Annotated in this window: 22 protein-coding genes; 8 read left to right on the top strand and 14 right to left on the bottom strand. The window is 48.2% G+C overall.

What is annotated here, in order from left to right:
- Positions 1 to 228: 228 nt before the first annotated feature.
- From AC0L4K_RS06565 to AC0L4K_RS06540, 6 genes are all read right to left on the bottom strand, one after another.
- A complete protein-coding gene (locus AC0L4K_RS06565) occupies positions 229 to 1002 on the bottom strand; it encodes a 3-hydroxybutyrate dehydrogenase (protein ID WP_473268676.1) in 774 nt (257 codons plus the stop codon).
- 36 nt (positions 1003 to 1038) lie between these two features.
- Positions 1039 to 2379 (bottom strand): TRAP transporter large permease, encoded by a 1341-nt coding sequence (locus tag AC0L4K_RS06560; protein ID WP_417227304.1) that lies wholly within the window; start codon positions 2377 to 2379, stop codon positions 1039 to 1041.
- A complete protein-coding gene (locus tag AC0L4K_RS06555) occupies positions 2369 to 2980 on the bottom strand; it encodes a TRAP transporter small permease subunit (protein ID WP_417227302.1) in 612 nt (203 codons plus the stop codon). The genes AC0L4K_RS06560 and AC0L4K_RS06555 overlap by 11 nt, the downstream gene beginning before the upstream one ends.
- Positions 2980 to 4020, bottom strand: a complete 1041-nt coding sequence (locus tag AC0L4K_RS06550; RefSeq protein WP_417227300.1) for a TRAP transporter substrate-binding protein — start codon at positions 4018 to 4020, stop codon at positions 2980 to 2982. Before AC0L4K_RS06550 ends, AC0L4K_RS06555 begins: the two co-directional genes overlap by 1 nt.
- A 556-nt stretch (positions 4021 to 4576) precedes the next feature.
- A complete protein-coding gene (locus AC0L4K_RS06545) occupies positions 4577 to 5965 on the bottom strand; it encodes a sigma-54 interaction domain-containing protein (RefSeq protein ID WP_417227298.1) in 1389 nt (462 codons plus the stop codon).
- Between the two features lie 445 nt (positions 5966 to 6410).
- Positions 6411 to 7895 carry an aldehyde dehydrogenase gene (locus tag AC0L4K_RS06540; protein ID WP_473268674.1) on the bottom strand — a complete coding sequence of 495 codons (1485 nt, stop codon included), beginning with the start codon at positions 7893 to 7895 and terminating at the stop codon, positions 6411 to 6413.
- A gap of 447 nt (positions 7896 to 8342) precedes the next feature.
- Here AC0L4K_RS06540 and AC0L4K_RS06535 point away from each other — a divergent pair, with 447 nt between their 5' ends.
- Together AC0L4K_RS06535 and AC0L4K_RS06530 are read left to right on the top strand one after the other, a co-directional pair.
- Positions 8343 to 9008, top strand: coding sequence for a TorF family putative porin (locus tag AC0L4K_RS06535; protein WP_473268673.1), 666 nt, complete (start codon positions 8343 to 8345; stop codon positions 9006 to 9008).
- Between the two features lie 148 nt (positions 9009 to 9156).
- Entirely contained in the window at positions 9157 to 9777 is a 621-nt protein-coding gene (locus AC0L4K_RS06530) for a LysE family translocator (RefSeq protein ID WP_473268671.1), read from the top strand.
- Positions 9778 to 9835: 58 nt separating this feature from the next.
- Here AC0L4K_RS06530 and AC0L4K_RS06525 read toward each other — a convergent pair whose 3' ends face one another.
- Entirely contained in the window at positions 9836 to 10276 is a 441-nt protein-coding gene (locus AC0L4K_RS06525; RefSeq protein ID WP_473268670.1) for a hypothetical protein, read from the bottom strand.
- 163 nt (positions 10277 to 10439) lie between these two features.
- Between AC0L4K_RS06525 and AC0L4K_RS06520 the strand changes: the two genes are divergently transcribed.
- Positions 10440 to 11045, top strand: coding sequence for an HD-GYP domain-containing protein (locus AC0L4K_RS06520; protein WP_473268669.1), 606 nt, complete (start codon positions 10440 to 10442; stop codon positions 11043 to 11045).
- A gap of 75 nt (positions 11046 to 11120) precedes the next feature.
- Here the strand turns inward: AC0L4K_RS06520 and AC0L4K_RS06515 are convergent, their stop codons facing one another.
- Positions 11121 to 11717 carry a pyridoxamine 5'-phosphate oxidase family protein gene (locus AC0L4K_RS06515; protein WP_473268668.1) on the bottom strand — a complete coding sequence of 199 codons (597 nt, stop codon included), beginning with the start codon at positions 11715 to 11717 and terminating at the stop codon, positions 11121 to 11123.
- Positions 11718 to 11816: 99 nt separating this feature from the next.
- On the opposite strand from AC0L4K_RS06515, the gene pdxR reads away from it, so the two are divergent.
- On the top strand, positions 11817 to 13304 hold the full coding sequence (gene pdxR / locus AC0L4K_RS06510) for a MocR-like pyridoxine biosynthesis transcription factor PdxR (RefSeq protein ID WP_473268667.1): 1488 nt from the start codon (positions 11817 to 11819) through the stop codon (positions 13302 to 13304).
- A gap of 239 nt (positions 13305 to 13543) precedes the next feature.
- Here pdxR and AC0L4K_RS06505 read toward each other — a convergent pair whose 3' ends face one another.
- On the bottom strand, positions 13544 to 14560 hold the full coding sequence (locus AC0L4K_RS06505; RefSeq protein WP_473268184.1) for an IS110 family RNA-guided transposase: 1017 nt from the start codon (positions 14558 to 14560) through the stop codon (positions 13544 to 13546).
- 137 nt (positions 14561 to 14697) lie between these two features.
- A complete protein-coding gene (gene speB / locus AC0L4K_RS06500) occupies positions 14698 to 15639 on the bottom strand; it encodes an agmatinase (RefSeq protein WP_417227283.1) in 942 nt (313 codons plus the stop codon).
- 119 nt (positions 15640 to 15758) lie between these two features.
- On the opposite strand from speB, the gene AC0L4K_RS06495 reads away from it, so the two are divergent.
- Both AC0L4K_RS06495 and AC0L4K_RS06490 read left to right on the top strand, forming a co-directional pair.
- The gene (locus tag AC0L4K_RS06495; protein ID WP_473268666.1) at positions 15759 to 15998 is read left to right on the top strand and encodes a helix-turn-helix domain-containing protein; all 240 of its coding nucleotides are present in this window, start codon (positions 15759 to 15761) and stop codon (positions 15996 to 15998) included.
- Complete coding sequence (locus AC0L4K_RS06490; RefSeq protein ID WP_473268664.1) at positions 15995 to 16660, top strand: LysR substrate-binding domain-containing protein; 666 nt, start codon at positions 15995 to 15997, stop codon at positions 16658 to 16660. The genes AC0L4K_RS06495 and AC0L4K_RS06490 overlap by 4 nt, the downstream gene beginning before the upstream one ends.
- Positions 16661 to 16688: 28 nt before the next feature.
- On the opposite strand, the gene AC0L4K_RS06485 is transcribed toward AC0L4K_RS06490, so the two are convergent.
- A complete protein-coding gene (locus tag AC0L4K_RS06485; protein WP_417227312.1) occupies positions 16689 to 17021 on the bottom strand; it encodes a DMT family transporter in 333 nt (110 codons plus the stop codon).
- A gap of 356 nt (positions 17022 to 17377) precedes the next feature.
- Between AC0L4K_RS06485 and AC0L4K_RS06480 the strand changes: the two genes are divergently transcribed.
- On the top strand, positions 17378 to 18238 hold the full coding sequence (locus tag AC0L4K_RS06480) for a response regulator transcription factor (protein ID WP_417227279.1): 861 nt from the start codon (positions 17378 to 17380) through the stop codon (positions 18236 to 18238).
- Between the two features lie 353 nt (positions 18239 to 18591).
- Complete coding sequence (locus tag AC0L4K_RS06475; RefSeq protein ID WP_473268662.1) at positions 18592 to 18987, top strand: hypothetical protein; 396 nt, start codon at positions 18592 to 18594, stop codon at positions 18985 to 18987.
- 60 nt (positions 18988 to 19047) lie between these two features.
- On the opposite strand, the gene AC0L4K_RS06470 is transcribed toward AC0L4K_RS06475, so the two are convergent.
- The 3 genes from AC0L4K_RS06470 to dctP all read right to left on the bottom strand — a co-directional run bounded on the left by AC0L4K_RS06470 (position 19048) and on the right by dctP (position 22011).
- Positions 19048 to 20373: a TRAP transporter large permease gene (locus AC0L4K_RS06470; RefSeq protein WP_417227275.1), complete on the bottom strand. Its 1326-nt coding sequence runs from the start codon at positions 20371 to 20373 to the stop codon at positions 19048 to 19050.
- A gap of 100 nt (positions 20374 to 20473) precedes the next feature.
- A complete protein-coding gene (locus tag AC0L4K_RS06465) occupies positions 20474 to 20995 on the bottom strand; it encodes a TRAP transporter small permease subunit (protein WP_417227273.1) in 522 nt (173 codons plus the stop codon).
- Positions 20995 to 22011: a TRAP transporter substrate-binding protein DctP gene (gene dctP, locus AC0L4K_RS06460; protein WP_473268660.1), complete on the bottom strand. Its 1017-nt coding sequence runs from the start codon at positions 22009 to 22011 to the stop codon at positions 20995 to 20997. The genes AC0L4K_RS06465 and dctP overlap by 1 nt, the downstream gene beginning before the upstream one ends.
- Positions 22012 to 22451: the final 440 nt, after the last annotated feature.

The raw sequence follows: 22451 nt of genomic DNA, 5'->3' as shown, positions 1-22451 counted from the left end.
ACACCGGCGCGAACGGCCTAGCAGGAAAAAAATCACAACGATTGCACATCATTAGTTGTGTAGGCAGTGGCTTCAGTAAATATGGATAAGAGAAAACCGATTTAAGCAAGCAGGCACTAACAAGAGCGACGAATGCCAAATTTAACAACCTGACATTCGCTCTATACCTCAGCTCTGAAAGCGATCATATCCGCACGAAAATACTCGATACGGACAAAGGCACTCGCTTTACTGCGCGGTATAACCACCGTCAATCACAACGGCTTGCCCAGTAATGCCTCGGCCACTCGCACTGGCTAAAAATAGGCAGTAATCTGCAATTTCTCGCGACTCGAGTAAACGTTTTTGCGGCACCAAAGGATAGATAACCTCCTCTAACACTTTTTCGATGGGCACATTCCGTGTTTTAGCCAGATCATTCAGCTGCCCACGCACCAGTTCAGTATTCACATAACCTGGGCACAAAGCGTTAACCGTAATACCATGCTCAGCACCTTCCAGCGCCGCCACTTTAGTTAAGCCTATCACCCCATGCTTAGCGGAGTTATAACCCGCTTTCCCGGCAAAACCGACTAACCCGTTAATGGAAGCTAGGTTAATGATGCGTCCACTGTTTTGACGCTTCATCACAGGGAAAACCTGCTTAATGATTAGAAAAGGAGCCACCAGCATAATATCTAACAACTTACGATAACTGTCAGATGGGAAGTCTTCTATCGGTGCCACATGCTGTATACCGGCATTATTGATGAGCACATCCAAGCCCTCAAACTGCTCAACCACCTGATCGACGGCCGCAAGCAGAGCCGCTTCATCCGTCACATCACATGCAACTCCAATACGATCAGATCCAGCACCACCAAGCTGCTCTAGTGCCTCAGCCAATGCGTTTTGATCGAGGTCTAGAATGGCAATACGATCGCCCTCCTCGACAAACGCGCTTGCCACCTCGAAGCCGATGCCTTTAGCGCCACCGGTAATGAGTACTCGTTTTCCAGCCATGTTCTTCACCTTTTCATTAATACAGTTTATTTACACTCACAGCAGACCCGGTAGCCAAAGGATAATGGCTGGAAAAACAATACAGAGTATGAGGCCTGTCATCTGTAACAGTACATAAGGAACAATCGATCTGTATATAGTCGTTATCTTAACACTGCTATCCGTAACCCCTTTTAAGTAAAAAAGAGCGTAGCCAAAAGGCGGTGTTAAAAAGCTCGTTTGCAAGTTTATGGCCATCAAAATCGCAAACCAAACCAATGTCGCCTGGGATGACATACCAAAATCGAGCAAGCTAATCACCGGCAATAACAACGGTAAAACCACATAGCTAATTTCAATCCACTCGAGGAAAAAGCCGAGTACGAAAATCATTAGCATGATGGATATAAGCAAACCATAAGGGCCTAAGCCTATCGAGTCGACAATATCCATAATCAGATAGTCACCGCCAAGCTTTTTGAAAATCAGACTAAAAGCGGTTGCCGCAACGACAATGAAAACGATCATCGCCGTACTTTTAGCAGTGTCATAACAAACGTCTCTTAAGGTGACGTAGTCCAGCTTACTGGCGAAGATGGCTAAGAAAATAGCCCCTAAAGCGCCGATGGCTGCCGCTTCTGTCGGTGTCGCAATACCACTCATAATAGAGCCTAGCACCGCCACCATCAGGAACACAGGCCCAACAAGGTCTCTTAGCAAAGCGAGCGGTAACGGTGTGGTATCCGCATCTAAATCATCAGGATCCGCTAAAGGCATCCACTCGGGCTTAAGCCAGCCGGTGATCAGTATAAAGGCGATATACAGCACACCTAGCATCAAACCAGGTATCAGCGCTGCCTTAAAAAGGTCGCCGACCGATACCTGCATAATGGACCCCATCAGCACCAACATAATGGAAGGCGGGATAAGAATTCCTAAGGTACCGGAAGCGGCGACAACACCGAGGGCCATCTCTTCCTTGTAATTTTGTTTGAGCATCACTGGCAGCGCTAGCATTCCGAGCATCACCACGGAGGCACCGACAATCCCCGTACTGGCAGCCATCACCACACCAAGGAGTGCCACCGATATCGCTAGGCCACCGCGCACTTGGCCAAAGAGTCTTTGCAACGTCAGTAAGAGACGACTGGCAACACCGGACTTTTCTAACATCAACCCCATAAAAACGAACAGCGGAATGGCGATATAAAGCCAGTTTTCAACTACGCCGCCGAAAATACGTGATCCCATCATCCCCAGATAAGGCAGAGGAACATCAGCGACCAGAGAAAACATAATACTCAGGCCACCCAAGACAAACGCAACAGGATAACCTGTGAAAATACCGATCAACAAACAGACCACCATCAATATAGGCAGCATGTATTCAATGAACATGGAAAGGCTCCTTAGTTGCTCGTGAAGGATCCAAAACAATAGAAAGGCTATAGCAAACTCGGCCTAAAGCATTTAATGCCATAAAAACTAATGCAACAGATAACGCGCCCTTAATGATGTAGCGGTCCGTCAGCCCCCCAAAATTTGACTGTTCTCCTGAGTTAAAACTCATGACCACTTGTGGCCAATAAAGATAAGCAACCATCAGACAAAAAGGAATTAACAGAAACAGATGTCCAATCACATCAACGAGGTGTTGACCACGTGGAGAAAAGCGATGATATAGCAGATCGACCCGAACATGAGAGTTGGTATGCAACGCATAGGTTGATGAAAAAAGTACTAGAAAACCATAGAGGTACCACTGCAGCTCTGTCGCTGAATTGATGGTGAAGGCGTTTTTAAAAAGAAACACGTCACTATCCCAACGCAACAGCTCATTCATACCCAACACATTCATGATGATCGTTGTCATGACCGCGGCGATGACTGCCAGAACGATCCAGCTCGTCAACCGTCCCACCCAAACTCCCACCCCAATGAGGGGTCGGGAGATTTGATGCAGGGCCGCCGCCACTTGTAAGTGAACGGCGTCTTTCATTATTTTAGCTCCTGTAGTTCGTACCAACCATCAATCAATTTGGCATGCGCCATCAATGACTCATAAGCTTCTTTGAAGCTTGGGTTATTGGTCATCTCTTCAGCGAGGACTTCATTCCAAGCACCTTCAAGTTCAGCTAATGTTGCATCATTGAAACGTCGAACCTCAAAGCCTTCTTTCTTTTCCATCCGTGCAATCGCACGCATCTGCTCTGGTGGTGATGAGGTCATAGACCAAGCTAGGGTAGACTGACAAGCCGTTTGGAATTGCTGCTGTTGCTTCTCACTATACTTAGCCCAAACATCTTTGTTGATGATCAGAGAGAACCAGCTTGCAGACTGATGCCAACCCGGGAAGTAGTAGTATTTAGTAATGTCATTAAAGCCCATCACTTCATCTACCTGAGGAACGGAGAACTCTGCACCGTCGATACGACCACGTTCCAGTGCTAGGAATATTTCACCACCGGGCACTAGCTGAGTCGAAGCACCAAACTTGTTAAGCACTCGCGCACCTAAACCAGAGATACGGAACCGTAAGCCATCAAAATCACTCGCCGATTTAATCTCTTTGTTATAAAAACCACCGGTTTCTTGGGGTGAGACAAAACAAGGCAGGACCTTAATGTTGTAGTCATCATAAGCTGCCTGAATGTACTTAGTTCCGTCACCCGCCCACATCCATGAAGCAAAGGCTTCAGGCGTTGGACCAAACGGCAGTGCGCCATACAGGTTCAGTAGAGGAATCGTACCGGCCCAATAGCCCATCCAATCCCAGCCAGCATCAATGGCACCGGTTGAGACCGCATTGAATACTTCAAAAGCAGGGACTAGATCACCCGGCTCATGTACGCGAAAGTTAATTTTGCCATCAGAAGCGACATTGATCTGCTTCCCCATATACTGGGCACCAGCACCGAGAAAGTTATTAGTCGCAAACGTACTCGCCACATCAATACTTTTTGGACCATCAGCAAGGGAGGTTGTCGATAGAGCGATCGTCGCAGCCGCTATTGCAGCAACGAAAGGTTTTTTAATCATGATATCAACCCTAATTCTTATGATTATTTTAGGAACTACTAACCACTTTGCGTGGCAGCCTATTACTTAGAGCAACACTTAAGCCAGATAACAAAAAACCCTTTAAAATCAGCAAATTAAAAAATACATCGTCACTTTTTCTATTTTTAGCGCGCTAAATAAGCCTCATAAATTCCTACTTTCCGGAATTTACGGGCTCAAAAGGCTGCAAATCCCCCAGCTGCAGGCATCCGAATATCCGGAATGATTCCGAAAAACAGGAATAAATAAGGGTTATGCCTTATTCCTCTCATAGATGCAGTGATTTCAGGTCATTATTCAACCAATAATGGTAAACATGACGTTTGCTTAGTCACTTATTCAGTGCCGAACGCCAGCTATCGAAACAGAGGGATTACCGAATTAAGTATGAGGGACACCCCATCAAAGGGTTACTCTGTTATGGGCTTATTGCACTCGATAAATAACCCAGTGCAATAAGCGCAAGAGGACTTGTGATTATGTAGATGGCGGCTATCAAATGTTGACTAAACTAGCAACAGAATAACGATAGAGGTTAATTATTGAAGGATTCGCTGGCTAACTGATAGCGAACTAATTTGTCATAAATCGTTGTTTTTCCGATGCCCAGCACTTTTGCCGCATGCTGGCGATTCCCCTTGCAAGCAATCAGCGTTTGTTCGAGTATCTCTTTTTCAGCCAACGCCAAGCGCTCTTTTAAGGTACCTTGCTCAAGGCGATGATCAATAATCTCAATCCCCTCCGTTAAGGCCGCAGGTAAAGCCTGTAACGAGATCTTATAACCTTGGCTAAGATAGAAAGCCGATTCAATCGCGTTTTCCATTTCCCGCACATTACCTGGCCAGCCATACTCCAGCATCCGCGTTAACGCGTCGACCGTTAACTTAGGCGCTCGGCGTCCAGTTCGGTTCGCTAGGCGGGTTAGAAAATGCTCAGCCAGTGCAGGGATATCTTCGCGTCGATCCCTCAGCGGAGGCAGCGCGACAGACACTACATTAATACGATAATAGAGGTCTTCACGGAACTCATTAGATTCGACCAGTTTTTCCAGCGGTTGATGTGTTGCCGTCACGAGGCGCACATCAATTTTCACTAACTGATTGGAGCCCACCGCCTCGACCTCACGATCTTGCAATACCCGTAGTAGCTTGGCTTGCATACTCAACGGCATATCACCGATTTCATCGAGGAAAAGTGTACCTTTATTGGCTAATTGAAACTTACCCTGTTTACCACCGCGTTTAGCGCCGGTAAAGGCTCCTTCCGCATATCCAAAAAGTTCTGACTCCAGCAAGTGCTCAGGAATAGCAGCGCAGTTGATCTTAATGAACGGCCCTTTAGAACGCTCCGATAATAAGTGCAGCGCGTGGGCGTATAGTTCTTTACCTGTACCTGACTCACCACGAATGAGGACAGAAGCATCACCACCGGCCACTTTTTTGATTCTTTCATTTACGTTTTGAATGGCCGGACTACGCCCAATCAAGTCATTAAGATGATAATGAGCTCCGGTTTGCTCTTTATCGAGGGCCCGGCGGTAATAATCTAAATCGGATACCAAGGCCTTAATTTGGGTGTTGATTTGCTGCCATTGATGGGTGTCGTGATAAAGCACAAAACCAATCGCACCAATAATTTTACCCGCTTGGCGAATAGGATAGCGGTTGGCGATCATATGCCGCCCACGTATCTTCTGTAATCTAGACAGCTCTTTTTGTCCGCTTTCAAGCACAGAATGCATCTGCGTATTTTCAATCACATCAACCACATGACAGCCATAGGACTCTTCACGCTTAATACCAAGAAACTGCGCATAGGGCTGGTTTAGAAATTGAATTTTAGCGCTATGATCAACCACAACAACCCATTCATCCAAAGCATCGAATGCTAGATTTAAACTATCAAGATCTCTGTTTAACTGCATATCTATCATTTTGACTCAGTAGCATAAAGGTAGTTAAGGGTTTGACGTCGTTAACAAAGTGGTCTGTATCTTAATCTAACAGCCGCGTTCGATGGTACCTCTGTTGCACTCTCTCCAGCCGTTTTCCAGCATAGTGCTGTTGAAAAACCCGTCGAGCACAAAGGCGCTAAGAGCAAAGTCGCTATATCGTTAGCCGCGAACTACGCCCGTCAAATCAAACGATAATTCTAACCTACTGGAAAAAAGAATACCTCGCTGATTAACTCGATCGCTGTTCAGCAAATCTTTCCTGTGGCATCGAGACCCACAAGCCACCGATTGACCCAAGGCCCTTAGAGTTCCCCTTATCTGTCTGTATCAGTCATAAAAAAGGCCGATGCGTTAACATCGGCCTTTATCTGTTTTCTTGTACGATACCGAGCGTTCCGGCTATTTGAGCAATGCCTTATAAGCGGATCAGTACATTTTTTATATCGGTATATTTTTCCAACGCATGCAGAGACTTATCACGACCATTACCCGAAGCTTTCACTCCACCAAAAGGCACCGTAGAATCACCTTCACCCCAAGTATTGACCCAAACCATGCCGCTTTCAACTTTGCGGCTAACCCGGTGAGCGCGGGAAAGATTCTGGGTCCAAACCGCCGCCCCTAGACCATAGGCAGAATCATTGGCCAGCGCGATCGCCTCCTCTTCGGTCTCAAACTCACAAACGGCGAGCACCGGCCCAAAGATCTCCTCCTTCACAAAGGTCATTCCATTATGGGCATTATCAACAATGGTCGGCTTAGCGAAGAAGCCTTTACCTTGTTGATATTCTGGCACCCCACCCATAATCACATGACCACCCTCTTCCTGAGCCGAGCGAATATACCGTTCGACCGTTGCCAACTGAGTGCCATCGACCATCGGCCCCATTGTGGTGGCAGGGTCCAGAGGATCACCTGGCTGAAACTGTGCGGCCGCTTCAACCAAGGCCGCGACAAACTCTTCTTTGATGCTTTTCTCCACATACAATCGAGAACAGGCGATACATACCTCCCCCTGATTGCAAAAGATCGCCGCCGCCGAGGCCGCCGCTGCCGCTTTAATCTCCGCATCAGCAAACACCAGATTCGGTGATTTACCGCCCGCTTCCAACCACACCCGCTTCATATTGGACTGGCCAGCATAGCCCATCAACATGCCCGCCACTCGGGTTGAACCTGTGAAGGCCAGCACATTAACATCCATATGCAACGCCAACGCTTTACCTGCGGTATGACCAAAGCCCGGCAACACATTCAACACGCCGGCAGGAATACCTGCTTGTACTGCGAGTTCGGCCAACCGTAGAGCACTTAAAGGCGACTTTTCTGACGGCTTAAGCACCACGGAGTTACCCGCCGCCAACGCTGGAGCGATCTTCCAACTCACCATTAATAAAGGATAGTTCCACGGAGTAATCGCTCCCACCACCCCCACCGGTTGATGATGAATCATCGCCAAGGTGTCATGTCCTGTCGGGGCGATTTCGCCATAAACCTTATCGATACTCTCGGCGGTCCAACGAATGCAGTCAATCGCATCGGGCACATCGATATTCACCATTTCCGAAATTGACTTACCCATATCGAGGGTATCTAACAAGGCAAATTCATCCTGATGCAGCTCAATCAGATCCGCCCAGCGGAGCATAATCTTTTTCCGATCCCGTGGGTGCAGCTCAGACCAACTGCCAAGTCGAAATACCTCACGGGCCGCCGTAACCGCGGCATTTACATCCGCTTCATCGCAGCTAGCGACATTAGCCAATAACTGCTCAGTCGCCGGATTAATACAGGGGAATGTCTCACCGCTCGCCGCAGGTTGAAACTCACCATTGATAAAAGCCCGATCATGGAAGTTCAGGGTTTTACTTTGGGCTTGCCATTCAGAATAACTTTTCATTGGTTCTGTTCTCCACAATCAGTAGGTATAGCGACCCGCAGCGGGGTACTCCCGCGTCACTCAGCGCTTTGACTAATTTATCAGGCCGTTAGCAATTCAAACCCATGCTCTCTTCAATCCCGAAACAGGGGTTAAACAGTATTCAATAATGTGATAACCCTGCCCTTCGACTGATCACAAGGCTAGTTCTAGTGGCTTGGGTTTATGGGCCTAGATTTAATGAACGCCAGTATAGGCAGCGATTGCCTACGGCGGCTATATATCCTAGGGGGTAGCTGTAACAACGCCGCTGATCAATAGTGATAAATACCGGTGACAACGGACTCGTTAGATCACTGCTGCTAGCAACGACTGACTACCCACAAATAGGTATCCCTCCTTGGGTATATCCTTTCAACCCGTCATTTCCAGATAATCATGACTCAACAAAAATCATAGGTATTCTCGATGAAGAAGATTCTTACCGGCCTAGCCGCGGCAATGGCCCTTAGTACGACCGTCCACGCGGCCGATGTTTCCGGCACTATCTCATTTACCAATGACTACCGTTTCCATGGTCTGTCACAAACAATGGGTGATCCTGCGGTACAAGGCAGCTTGGATGTTGGTTTTGATAACGGCGTTTATGCGGGTATCTGGGGTAGTAATGTTGATTTTGGTGACGATGCCAACTTAGAGATCGATTACTATGTCGGTTACGGCAACGATATCAACGATGCGCTGTCTTATGATGTGATGGTCGCTTACTACACCTATTCCGGTTATAGCGGCGAAGACTATGACTATCTAGAACTGATCACGAGCCTCTATTACAGTGATTTCAGCTTTAGCTATGCGTATGCTGATGATTACGGCAACTCAGGGGAAGAATCTCACTACCTAGGCGTAGATTACAGCTACCCTATCAACGACGCTATTGCCCTAGACCTGCATGCCGGACACTCCTTTGGCGATGCTTATGCCGAGGATTATGAAGATTACTCCATTGGACTGTCTGGCAGCGCTGCCGGAGTGGACCTCTCCGTGGCTTACCTGACGAACGACATCGAAGGGGCTAAAACTGATGACTTTGATGACGACACCGTCGTTTTCAGTGTCTCACGCACCTTCTAAGTCAAACTTAAGTCAAACTAAGCGACCCATCAGGCACGTACCCCCTTCGCCTGTCTGATGAAGGCCACATAGAATATTCTATGTGGCCTTTTTTATTGTGAGAACTGCGCGTAATATGCCGTTTTAATTTTGTCATGCTGAGGCACGGATGTCGGTTACTCTTCTCTCTCTGTTTGTTCCCACCTTTTTCTTTGTCTCGATCACGCCTGGCATGTGCATGACCCTAGCGCTAAGTCTCGGCATGTCAATTGGTGTCCGCCGCAGCCTGCATATGATGTGGGGCGAGTTGATCGGTGTGGGCTTAGTTGCCGCTGCTGCCGCGGCCGGTGTGGCGGCATTGATGCTGCAGTTTCCAGAAGCCTTTATCTTTTTAAAACTTGGCGGTGGCGCCTATCTTGGCTGGCTGGGATTGCAGATGTGGCAATCAAAGGGCAAGCTGGTGATGCAAGAGCCCGGTGCGGAGGTAAGGCATCAAGGTAACTTACAGTTAGCGTTCAATGGTTTTATTACCGCGATCGCCAACCCCAAAGGCTGGGCCTTTTTCGTCACTTTGCTGCCACCATTTTTAGATCAGAGCCAACCTTTGGCGCCACAACTGGCTTTGCTGATCGCGGTGATTCTGACATTAGAGTTCAGCTGTCTGCTTATCTATGCCAGTGGTGGTAAGGCCATGCGTCACCTACTGCTCAACCGCAGTAATGTTAAATTGATGAATCGCATCGCCGGATCACTGATGATCGCAGTAGGTATCTGGCTGGCCGTTGGCTAACACCTGTTCAGCAAAGGCCTTTCAACTGAGCCTTTTAAACTAAGACTGTTTAGGCTAGTTAGTTCGGTGTCGCAAACCGGCGTGGCTGAGGCCATCGCTGTTGTAATAACATGTCCTCATCGTCGCGATACAGGGTGTAATACTCCATCGCTAAGACATCCCAAACCACATGTGTGGCATAGGTCGGCGGTACCCGATATAGCTGATCACCCACTTGCTCGGCCTGATAGCGATCATCCAGTGGATTCAATACCAATGCCGCTAGCTCTTCGCCACGCCAACTGTAATACTGTTTCGGCATACTAAAGGCTGCAGCAATCCAGCCCTCCCGAAAAGAGGGCTGAATCAACGAAAAAGCATAACACTCAAACCCATCTTCAATACAATAACGCTGCTGTTTAAGGTCGACAATGTAGTTCTGTGATGCAAACTTTCCATCGCTGATGACACAGCCACTCAACAACAGTGAACAGATACCGACAAGGTAATATTTCTTCATCTGTAGCACGTCCCTTATTGCTATTTGCACCGAATAACGCTTTACTTTCAAGGGTAACCCGCTTAGAACTATATGGACATACCGTCTGATAAAACAACGTCACTGATTCTATCCTAACCATAGAACCACTCTAAAGAGAGTATTATCAGACCAAGGAGCCAGCATGAGCCCGGCTGAAAAACGTACCTACCAAGCCTTAGAAGACCGCACTAAAGCCCTATCAATCGCGCTAGGATTCCGCGACTACTCTACCCTTGAACACTCCGATCGAGTGCAAATTCTAGCCGCTGAATTGGGCATGGCTGTCGGCCTAAGTGAGGGTCAACTGAGCGCTCTGCGCATCAGTTCTAAATTCCACGATATTGGCAAGATAGGCATTCCCGACCGTATTCTGATGAAGCCCGACAAGCTCGATAGAGACGACTGGGAAGTGATGCAGCGTCATCCGGAGATTGGCGAAAAAATCGTCTGCTCTACCGAACTCGATGGCGCGCAACAAACCGCCCATATTATCCGTCATCACCATGAGCATTTTGATGGCAGTGGCTATCCAGATAACATTGCGGGAGAAGATATTCCCATAGGTGCACGCATTATCAGCATTGTTGATAGCTATGATGCTATGGCGTTTACCCGCCCCTATCACCGCGGTCGTAGCCATACCGAAATTATCACCCTGATCACCCAAGAAACAGGCGTCAAACATGACCCTTATCTGCTCAAGCATTTTTGCCAGATCATTGAAACCAGCCCTAACCGTATTCCATAGCTCGTATTCCAAAAGTGCCATGAAATGCATCACAGCACCATGTAATAACACTCTGGCGAATTTACAGCCCGCCCACTAATCGGGTATCAACTCTCCGACCACAGAGCTCACAGGTTTTACCCCCGCCCAAATATCTAACGCCATATCCTCAGGGTCATCATTCGGCCCACCAGTGCTGACTTTTGCCGACACCTCTTCAATGGGAAAAGCAAAGACAGCCGTCGCTTTCATTTCGATGGCATTCGGTGGCCGCGCTTCTGACGAACGCCCAGGGCTATATTTATCCAGCATCGCATCCAAGACCGTCCGCTTCTCTTCGGGATCATCAACCAAACGGCCCTTGCCATAGAGCACCACAGAACGGAAATTAACCGAGTGATGATACGCCGAACGCGCAAACACCAGACCGTCTAACAAACACAGCGTTATACAGGCGGTTTGCCCTTTCATTACCTGCTGAAACAAACCATTTTTGACCGAGCCATGCAGAAATAACTCATCACCAACCCGCCAGTGGGAGCTTGGCTGCACCATCGCCTCGTCAGCCACACTCACCCCAATATTGCAGACCCAAGCCTCATCGAGGATGTTATTAATCATATCCCGATCATAGTTTGCTATTTTGCGGCCACGCCTGACCCGGGTTCGTTCGGTTACAGCAACGTCACTCATGGTAAATCCTTCACATCATTTAAGTTTGTTAAAGGACAAGATTAGTCGCTATAGTGGATCCAAATAAGACCCAATTATTGATAACTTTTAGGGCCCACTGTGAATAAATCATCCCATTCAGAACTGTTTATCCCTTTTCTGCAGCTCGAAACCCTACAACACCCTCGTTATCGCGCCCTGTTTAACTATATTCAGCAACGCATTCTCAGCGGCCAACTTCCATCCAATAGCCGACTCCCCTCCACCCGTGAACTCGCAGACCTGCTGAGCCTTTCCCGCAACACGGTAAAGCAGGTGTATGAGATGCTGCAATCCGAAGGATATATCGAAACGCGTCAGGGCAATGGCAGTTATATCTCGGCTCAATTAGCACCAAACCGTCGCACACAACAGGCCCGTCGACAGCCTGCCTACCAGCCGATCCGGCTTTCCACTAAGAGCACTCAGCTAGAGCAGATACGCCCGCTGTATCATCAAGATAGAGAGCAACGATTATTGCCTGGCATTCCCGCTCTGGACCAATTCCCTTGGCCGGCTTGGCAACGCTCGGTTGGGCATGCCGGGCGACAGATGAAATTTAGCCGCGACCAAGACTATATGGGCGAACCGGCCCTACGCAATGAGATCGCCAACTACCTCAATGCCACCCGGGGGATGCATTGCACCATGGCCCAGGTAATGATCTGTTCCGGCTCACAACAGGGTATGCAGTTAGCCTTTTCCATGCTATTGAACCCCGGCGATAAAGTATTAGTTGAAGACCCGGGCTTTCCCGGTATCGATGGCGCAATTAGCAACGCTGGCGGAATAAAAGTATCAGTGCCGATCGATCGACAGGGCTTCAGAAGCGATCTGGCCCTAACGCCACAGCAGGATGCTCGATTGGCCTTTATCACCCCTTCACGAAACTTCCCTCTGGGATATACCCTCAGCATCGAGCGACGCTTACAGCTACTCCAGTGGGCTAAACAGCAAGGCTGCTGCATTATTGAGGATGACTACGATAGTGAATTCCGCTTTGATGGCCCGCCGCTCACCGCGCTGCAGGGGCTGGATGGAGAACATTCAGTGATCTACTCCGGCACCTTCAGTCGTATTCTCCACCCCGCCATCCGGCTCGCCTATCTGGTGCTACCACCGGCGCTTGTCGAGCCTTTTAACCGGATGCGGGGCTTCCTTGACGGCGGCTTATCTTCCCTACCTCAGTTAGCACTGGCCGATTTCATGTCCCGAGGGTTATTCGCTAGTCACCTGCGACGGATGCGTAAACTGTATAAAGCGCGTCGAGACTACCTGCGACAGCGGGTCGACCCATTATTTGCAGGCCAGCTTAGATGGGAACCCAGTGATGGCGGGATGCATAGCGTGTTCCTGCTCCCCGCGGGCAGTGATGATAAAGCTATCGTTGCACAAGCGATGCAAGCGGGGTTGGGGATACGTCCACTGTCTTATTATTATGATCAACAACCCCCTCGCTCAGGGCTCGTGATCGGCTTTGCCGGTGACAGTGAGACTCAAATTGAGCAGGCGTTGGCTCGACTCAAGTCAATCATTGAGCAACAACTCCCCCTAAGTGCCCAAATTTAGCCCACAAAAATGTATGGTTCCCCTCATGATTGCAACATAGATTTGTGATCGTGAGGTGGTTTTGCGCTAATGTATTCGGAGTCTTAAGTTGGGAAGCTTTTATTCCCGCTCCACGATGAGCATCCGCGCCAGATAGCCCTTAAAAAAGCCGACAGCTTATAACAGCTGTTTTTTGTGACAGGTTTACTACCCAGACGGTCAACCGTTTTCATCATCACGCTCTATTATTGCAAACCCGATTAAACTTGTTGCACCTGATAAGGCTCATTCTTACTTAAAATGGCATAGGCTATTCTCGATAGCTTATTCGCTAAGGCAATGCACACTGTATTAAATGATTTTTTTGCGCGTAGCTTTCTTAGCCAGTCGTACATTACGCCTCGATAACTGTCTAATCGCGATAAGATCGCTCTCGCACCCTGTACCAGTAAACACCTGAGGCGCTTATTACCTCGTTTACTAATACCTAATAATGTCGGTTTTCCTCCTGTTGAATATTGCCGTGGCACCAACCCTAACCAGGCAGCCATTTCCCGACCGTTTTTAAACTGATGCGCATTGCCTACTTCTGCCGCTAACTGGCTTGCTGTCATGTCACCAATGCCTGGAACCGTTTTTAATAGCTGACAACGACTACTTTCCTTAACCTGTTTAACGATTTTTGCGTCCTGAGCGGCGATTTTTTCATTTAAATAACAGTAGTGCTCATGCAGCACCTGAAGCTCACCAATGATGGCTGGGCATAGTGTTACTTTTTGCATACTTAACCATGAAAACAGTCTTTTCATGGCCGAGTGCCCACGCGGGAAAGATAATCCAAACTCTAGTAATAACGCACCTATACGCGACATACAGGCGGTACGATCGGCGACAAAGCCTTCACGCACTCGGTGTACGATGAGCTGACTTTGTGACTCAATCGACTTAACGGCGACAAAACGCATGTCAGGACGACGGGCCGCTTCAGTAATCGCCAATGCATCGATAAAGTCATTTTTGTTGCCTTTAACGAAAGGTTTAACGTATTGAGGTGGGATTAATCGAACGTCATGGCCATGATCCAAGCAGAGGCGACCTAACCAATGAGCACCGCCGCAGGCCTCAAATGCAATGAGACATGGTGGGAGTTGAGCGATAAACGTAATGAGTTTTTGACGAGAGAGTTTCTTTTTGCAAACTTGCTGATCTTGGGCGTCACGACCCATTAAATGAAAAGAAGACTTGCCTAAATCGATTCCAAGGACTTTGATATACATGAGATGGTTCTCCTTGTTGGTTTCGTCACCTTTCCAGCATAGCTGGTTAAAAGCGAGGGGAACCATCTCATTAAGGCTGCTATCTTAATTGATAGCAACCCCAAGACTAACCGAGCATCCTTACTTAGCAGACAGTTTTATCCCGCCGCTTGTTTATTACTCGCCAAGACATACAAATATTCGAGTGCTAAGGTCGCCCCAGCCAGCGAGGTAATTTCCGCATGGTCATATGCCGGCGCCACTTCCACCACATCCATGCCCACCAGATTAAGCCCTTGAAGGCCACGAATCACTTTCAGTGCGCAATCCATTGTCATGCCGCCGGATACCGGTGTGCCTGTGCCTGGCGCATAGGCGGGATCAAGCCCATCGATATCAAAACTGACATACGTTTTCTTGTCACCCACACGGGCATGAATCCGTTCTAGAATGGCATGCGGCCCATGATCGCCAACCCAGGCAGCATCCAATACTTCAAATGGATGATCGTCGGGATCATAAGTGGTGCGAATACCGATCTGAATCGAGTGCTCCGTATCCACCAACCCCTCTTCCACCGCATGGTGAAACAGCGTGCCGTGGTCATACTGAGTACCGCCGGAATAGGTATCGGTGTGGGCATCAAAATGAATCAATGCCAATGGGCCATGCTGTTTAGCATAGGCGCGTAAAACCGGCAGGGTAATAAAGTGATCCCCACCAAACGTCAGTGAAGATTTACCGGCCGCCAAAATGGCACCGATATGCTGCTGCAGATTATCCACCATGGTCTGAGGCTCACCATGCTTGAACAGCACATTACCGGAATCCGCCACCTTAAGATGATCATCTAAGGCAAATGACCAAGGCCAACGCGCCCCTTCCCAGATTAGTTGCGCCGATGCCTGACGCACGCCACTCGGCCCAAACCGGGCGCCCGGACGACCCGATGTCGCCATATCAAACGGCACACCGGCGACAATCACCTCCGCATCACTGTTTGGCAGATCACTGACGACCGGAAACTCCATAAACGTCATACCTAGCGAGCCATAAATAGGCAGCTCGGCATTCGCCACCGTATTAGGTATATCAGACATCACTCACCTCTAAATACAATTGAATTGTCACTCATTAAGAGCAGCCTACCTTGCTGAGTGTAATTATTGAAATGCATAGTTATAATAACCTCATGCACACTATTAATAACAGAGACTCTATGAAGCCCTTGCGTCAGTTCGATCTAAACCTACTACTGTTACTCGAAGCGCTGCTAACCGAGTGTCATGTTAGCCGTGCAGCGCAACGGATGTGTCTGAGTCAATCAGCCATGAGCCACGCCCTCAACCGACTCAGGCAACAACTTGATGACCCTTTACTCGTGCGCGCCGGCAATGGCCTAAAGCTCACCCCCGTGCCAAATCAATGCTACCGGATATTCGTCAAGCAATTCGTATGATTGAGCACAGCTTGAACCCACCGGAGCCCTTTGACCCCGCCCGTTCAGAGCGCTGTTTTACCATTGCCAGCACCGACTATTTTGAGGCTATCACCCTGCCCCCACTGATGCAGGAACTACAGCAGTCCGCCCCCGGCATTCGTATTCAGATTGACGTCATCGCTCAAGATGGCAACCTTAAACAGTTGGAAAACCGACAAATAGATCTCATCGCCGGACTGGATAATCGGCAACAAATTGATCCGCAGCTCATCCGTAGACAATGGCACAACGAACCCTACGCTTGTCTGGTTGCAGAGCAAAATACTTTAGTTGGCCAGCAACTCTCATTACAACAATACTGTCAGCTAAAGCATGTGTTGTTCTCTGACTTGGCCGGCGTTACCTCCGACCAGATAGACCATTGGCTAGTAGCACAACAACATCAACGAAACCCGATAGCCCGCACCGTCAACTATATGGCCGGCGCCCGTGTCGTGGCATTCACCGATGCTATCATGACACTGCCACGGCAAATGGCACTGCTGTTTGCCCAGATGTTACCGGTAAGGCTGATCTCGCCACCCAAGGGTATGCCTCAAATTGAGATGATCACCCTACACCATCCGCTGTACGCCAACGATCCAGGGCTGCAATGGCTGCTACAGAAGCTGCATCAATAACACTTAAATCTAAGCAGACTGACCGCCGCTAATGCGCCGCGGTTTTAGAGAAGATATTCATAATCACCACACCCGTAATAATAAACCCCATGCCGATGATGGCCGGAATATCGGGTATTTCTTTGTACATAACCGCACTCAGCGACGCAATCAAGACAATCCCCATTCCTGCCCAGATAGCATATGCCACACCAACCGGCACTGTTTTAAGCACTAAGGACAAAAAGTAAAATGCCGTTAGGTAGCCAACCACACAGAGGGTGCTGGCAACCGGTCGACTAAACTCCTGTGATGCTTTTAACGCCAACGTCCCCATCACTTCAGCAGCGATCGCAATCGCCAAAAACCAGTAACCCATCAACGACTTCCTCCATAACGAATCAACGCCAACATTAATGCCTGAAGATACAGACTTCAATAACAGCTCACCAGCGAAACCGACGTTGAGGGCTTATTGATAAACCATCATCAAACAAACCTTCTCACTCTCAGCCTGATACCTTCGAGCCGAAATCTCAACGCGCGACCTAAACCCTAACAAATACCCCCCAGCGGACAGCCGCGTCAACAACAATCATCCAACAGAAAAAACTTTATTCACACCTGAACTCAGAAAAACCCACTACTGTTAGTCAATCAGGCATATAAACTATTGTCTCCACACAGAAAGCAGGCTTTAATTAGCCCTCTACAACATCGCTGGTTAAGGTTTCTGATTTGTCGAAGTTTCATCGTGTAGCAAAACAACCCTTGATGCTCTGGCATGATGCCATTGCCGGTATTATTACCCACGGGGTCAATGATGACGCCGTTGATAATCTGATGGACTCACTTCGCCGGATCGTCGATGCGGATGGCAGCACTCTGATTGTCTACCCTGACGGCAGCCAACCCTATTGCCCGTCACGCAAACGACGCCGTGGTGAAGATCCCCGCATTCATATTGATCAGTATCTTGAAAGCGCCTACCTACTGGACCCCTTTTATCGTTTAGCAGTCGATGGGCCTGCCGAAGGCGTGCATAGCCTGGCAGAAGTTGCACCCGATGGTTTCAAGCAGAGTGAGTTTTACCGGGTCTATTATCGACTGGTCAATTTCGGTGACGAGATCTGCCTGATTATTCCAACAGAAAACGCCAGTATTCAGGTGTCCATTAGCCGCCAGGATAACAAACCCAAATTCAGTCCAGCGCAACAAGCTTTGATTGAACGGGTATTTTCCACCGTAAAAGCCATTCTATTGAAATGGTGGAACCGCTCAGAACAGGAACAGAAAGAAACCTTTCTGGAATCCCATTTAGAGTGCGCTTTAAGCAACTTTGGCAGTTCGGTGCTAACCCAACGGGAAACACAAATTTTACAGTTGGTACTGCGGGGCTACGCGGTTAAATATATCGCCCAGAAGTTAGAAATCAGTCCAGAAACCATTAAACACCATCGTAAAAATATCTACGCAAAATTGGATATCAATTCGCAGGCCGAGATGTTCCACCTGTTTATTGATTCACTGCGCATGGTCACACCGGACTCGCCCCCCGATCCCTTAACCAACTATCTTAAACCCCCCGTCGTTCGATGATACCGGTCATCTAAAACATCGCCTCTTCAGGGATAAAAGAGGTCGATGTTCCGTTCGCCACCTCGATAGCGGCCCTAACAAGCAAAGCCTATAGAAGAAATAGCATTGCTGATAACAGAGCCGCGATTACGCTGCTATACTGATCCTTAGTAAGAAAAGGACTGCCAAGGTATAGATTAAATCGCCCAAAGCAAAAGCGATTCATCAAGTAAATCAGTGGTTTCGAGTACGTTAGGTAATGCTAAAACTCGTTGCATATTGAATACCCTGATGTCATCAACTGACGATAGCCAACTTTCATAACGACTGTCGTAAACTGATGTTTCAATCATTTGAATAAAAAGAGGTTATCGATGTCGTATCAGTATGCTATATCAGAATGCGATAACTACCTTCGTATTGAGGTCACAGGAACTCGGGCCGAAACCAACGTAGCACAAGAATCTCTGTCTATGTGGGAAGCTGTTGCCAAGCACTGTCAGAGCAAGCATTTAAACCTTATCTTAGCGATCTTCCACCTCGAGGGTACCCGCTCACTCACCGATACCTTTAATATCGTTGCCGGTGTACAAGAGTGGATCTGGCCTGAGCTTGTTATCGCCTATGTTGATACAAACCCCGCCAATATCAAAACCAACATTATCGTTGAGAAATCAGCCATGATTCACGGCATCAATTTCCGTACCTTTCTGACCGAAGATGATGGTGCCGCATGGTTAAAAGCGATGCATTCAACCGCTCGCCATTAAGCCCCGATCGTTAACCAAAAAAGCCGCTCATTGAGCGGCTTTTATCAGTTTAGACAGCGGTTATGAACCAAAGATCTGGTTAGGTAACCACAATGCAATCTGCGGAAAGATCACCACCAATGCCAAACCAATCACCTGCAAAATGATAAACGGAATAACCGCTTTATACAGGTCATAGATGGTAATCGACGGTGGCGCCACCGAGCGCATATAAAACAGGTTATAGCCAAACGGTGGCGTTAGATAAGCGGTCTGCATACTGATAATGAATAGCACGGCAAACCAGACTGTATCAAACCCAAGCTCCTGCACAATCGGCACAAACAACGGCACAGTGATAAAGACGATGGCAAAGTCATCCAGAAACATACCCAGAATAAAGTAAGTTGCCAACATCGCCACAATAACCATATAAGGCGAAAGGTTGGAATCTTGCACCAACTCAGTAATCAACATACCCGCACCTAGGCCGATATAGATCTTACTAAAGAAGACCGCCGCAATAGTAATCCAGAGCAGCATACCCATCAGCTGAGTCGTGCTCATCAATACTTCTTTGAGCATCTTCAAGTTCAGTGTGCGATAAATCGCAGCACAAACTAACGAACCTGCAGCGCCCACCGCAGAGGCTTCCGATGGAGAGGTAACACCGCCGATAATAAAGCCCAAGACGGTCGTGATCAGTGCCCCAGGCAGAACCAGTGCTTTGAGTGCCTTGATTTTATCCACGGCGCCTAAGCGTTCAGACAGTGCAATCGGTGGTGCTTTATCGGGATTCTTGACCGCAAATAGGAAGATATACACCATATAAATAACGGCTAACATCAACCCTGGCATCATCCCGGCGGCAAATAGCTTACCGACCGATTCCCGTGCCAAGAAAGCATAAACAATCATCAGCACACTCGGAGGAATCAGAAAGCCCAATGCACCGCCAGCCATAATCGTGCCGGTGACCAGTTTCTTATCGTAGCCACGACTCAGCATCGATGGCAACGCAATAATCCCCAGACTCACCGTCGCCGCACCGGAGACTCCTGCCATGGCGGCAATAATGGCACAGATGATGACGGTGCCCATGCCCAAGCCGCCGGGTATACCACCCATCAGCTTATTGATCATGTCGAACAGATCATCGGTGATGCCGGAGCGTTGCAGCATCAAGCCCATGAAAATAAACATCGGTAGTGCCACCAGCAGGAAGTTATCCATCGCCGAAAACGCACTGGTGGCCAACAATTCAAGCCCGGCTGGGCCCCAGAGAAAATAAGCCGAACCCACACCCACGGTCAGTAGCGCCCAAGTTAGCGGAGCGCCTATCGCCAGTAGGATCAGCATCGAAAAGAACATGCCGAATGTAACCACTAAGGGATCTAGATCTAACACACATACACCTTTGTTCTATTGAAGATCTGCGCGCCAGCAAAACGATTGTTGACTGGGCCAGATAGAGAGAGTTACAGCGCCGTCTCAGACAACTCCAACATCAGACTTGTGGTTCAGGTTGTATCCCGATAACGACCATGACGCTACGAATCAGCGCCGCAATGCTCTGCAACATCATCAGGCCAACCGCCAGTGGCAGCACGGACTTGAACGGGTACACGATAGGCCCCCAGGTACTCTTCGATGACACTTCTCTAATCGCCCAAGAATCTGCAGCGAAGTTAAAGCTAATGTAGAAAAATACCGCAAACACCACCAAACCGATCACCCCGGTAATCACATCCAGTGCCGCCCGGCCCCGCTCGGGGAACAGGTTGTAGATCACTTCACTGCGCACATGGCCATGGTGTTTATGGGTATAAACACCGGCCAGAATGCAGAATGTGCCGTACAGCATGGTGGTCGACTCGTGTGCCCACGAGGTCGGGCTGTTAAATAAATAACGCGCCCCTACCTCGTAGCAAAGTCCTGCAATCATGGCCAGACACAACCAACAGAAGGTCCGACCAACCCACTCAGATACCCTGTCTTGAAACGCAAGATATTGAGAAAGCTTTGACATCAGATTCTCCCTGTTGCCTTAGCTGTTGCCGTGATCGCGTCAATAGCCTTGGCGTTACGTGGAGACTTAGTCGCTTCCTCTTTCCACACATCCATCGCAGCCGTTGTCAGTGCTTTAGAATCAGCTTCAGGTAATGAGGAAAATTCAAAGATCCCTTCGCCATTAACATCCAAGCAACCGTTCACGTTCCAAGCATGCATATTGACCGCATGTTTAGCGGTCGCTAATTCCAGTGCTTTTTGCTGATCTTCAGAGAGGGAGTCCCATTTCTTCATATTGATCAACATGCCATCGGCATAACCGGGATTGATCATATTAAGATAGGTGTAATATTTAGCGGATTCGTGCAACTTCAGTGCTTTATATTCCAACGAGCCACCGTAAATAACACCATCAATAGCGCCGGTCGACAGCGCAACGTAAAGTTCTTGGCTTGGCAGGTAAACGGTAGGAATATCAAATTTTTCCAGAATACCAGCAACCGTTGCAGTCGCGCGGATTTTCAGTTTTTTCAGGTCTTCAAGGCTATTCACCGGCTTAGTCGTCAGCAAATCATAAGGCCCACCAAAGACAGCCCCTAAGTACTTAACGCCTTTCTCGGCATAGGCCTCTTCCAGTAACGCTGTCAGTCCCTTCGCTTGATGCAAATAGATCGCTTCATCATAGCTTGCCCAAGCGCCGGGAATACCGGATTCGATCTTACCAATATCTAGCTGACCCGCCCAATAACCGGCATATCCCTGACACATATCCAGCGTGCCTTTGGCAACCGCATCCAACATCTGATCATTCGGTACCAACTCTGATCCACGGAAGCGTTGAATACGCACACTCTTATTCGACACCGCTTTTACATCGTTAGTGAACTCTTTATAAAGATCATCCGTCTCGGTGCCATACAATGTCTGCATCCGCAGTCGGACATTATTCCCAGCATTGGCAGAGGTTGAGGAAAGGGCTAAGGGGGCTGCAGCAATACCGGTTGCTGCTGCTTTAAGCAAGTCTCTTCTTTTCACTATCGTCTTCCTATTTTTTTATAAATTCTTATAACTCAGGCAGGCGCCTGTTGACGGACAACCGGTTGCTTAATTTTGCCGCAACGCCTGAATAACGAATCTATCTCTTAGCGGATAGATGTTCGTTATTTTTAACACCCATTTTTGAAAATAGAAAGAGCCACTGTTCTGCAATTAACACAGACAAGCGTTACTTCAGGGAATAGCCTGAACTATGAGAGCGGATTTTAAGTCTATCGAAAACCAAGAAAAAAAACTCTAATCTATTGTTTTAATGACATAAATCATCAATTTAACGGCTAACAATAAGACTCAAACAATGTCCAATCATCACCAATTTTATACACCTACCCCTTTCAGGGGATATTACCCGTTTCGTATTCAGAACAGCAATAAATATTATAGCGTTAATAGATAACCACTATTAATTATCAAATTAC

It is taken from the genome of Amphritea sp. GJ51-11, assembly GCF_055808735.1.
This window is presented reverse-complemented; position numbering and strand designations above follow the sequence as displayed.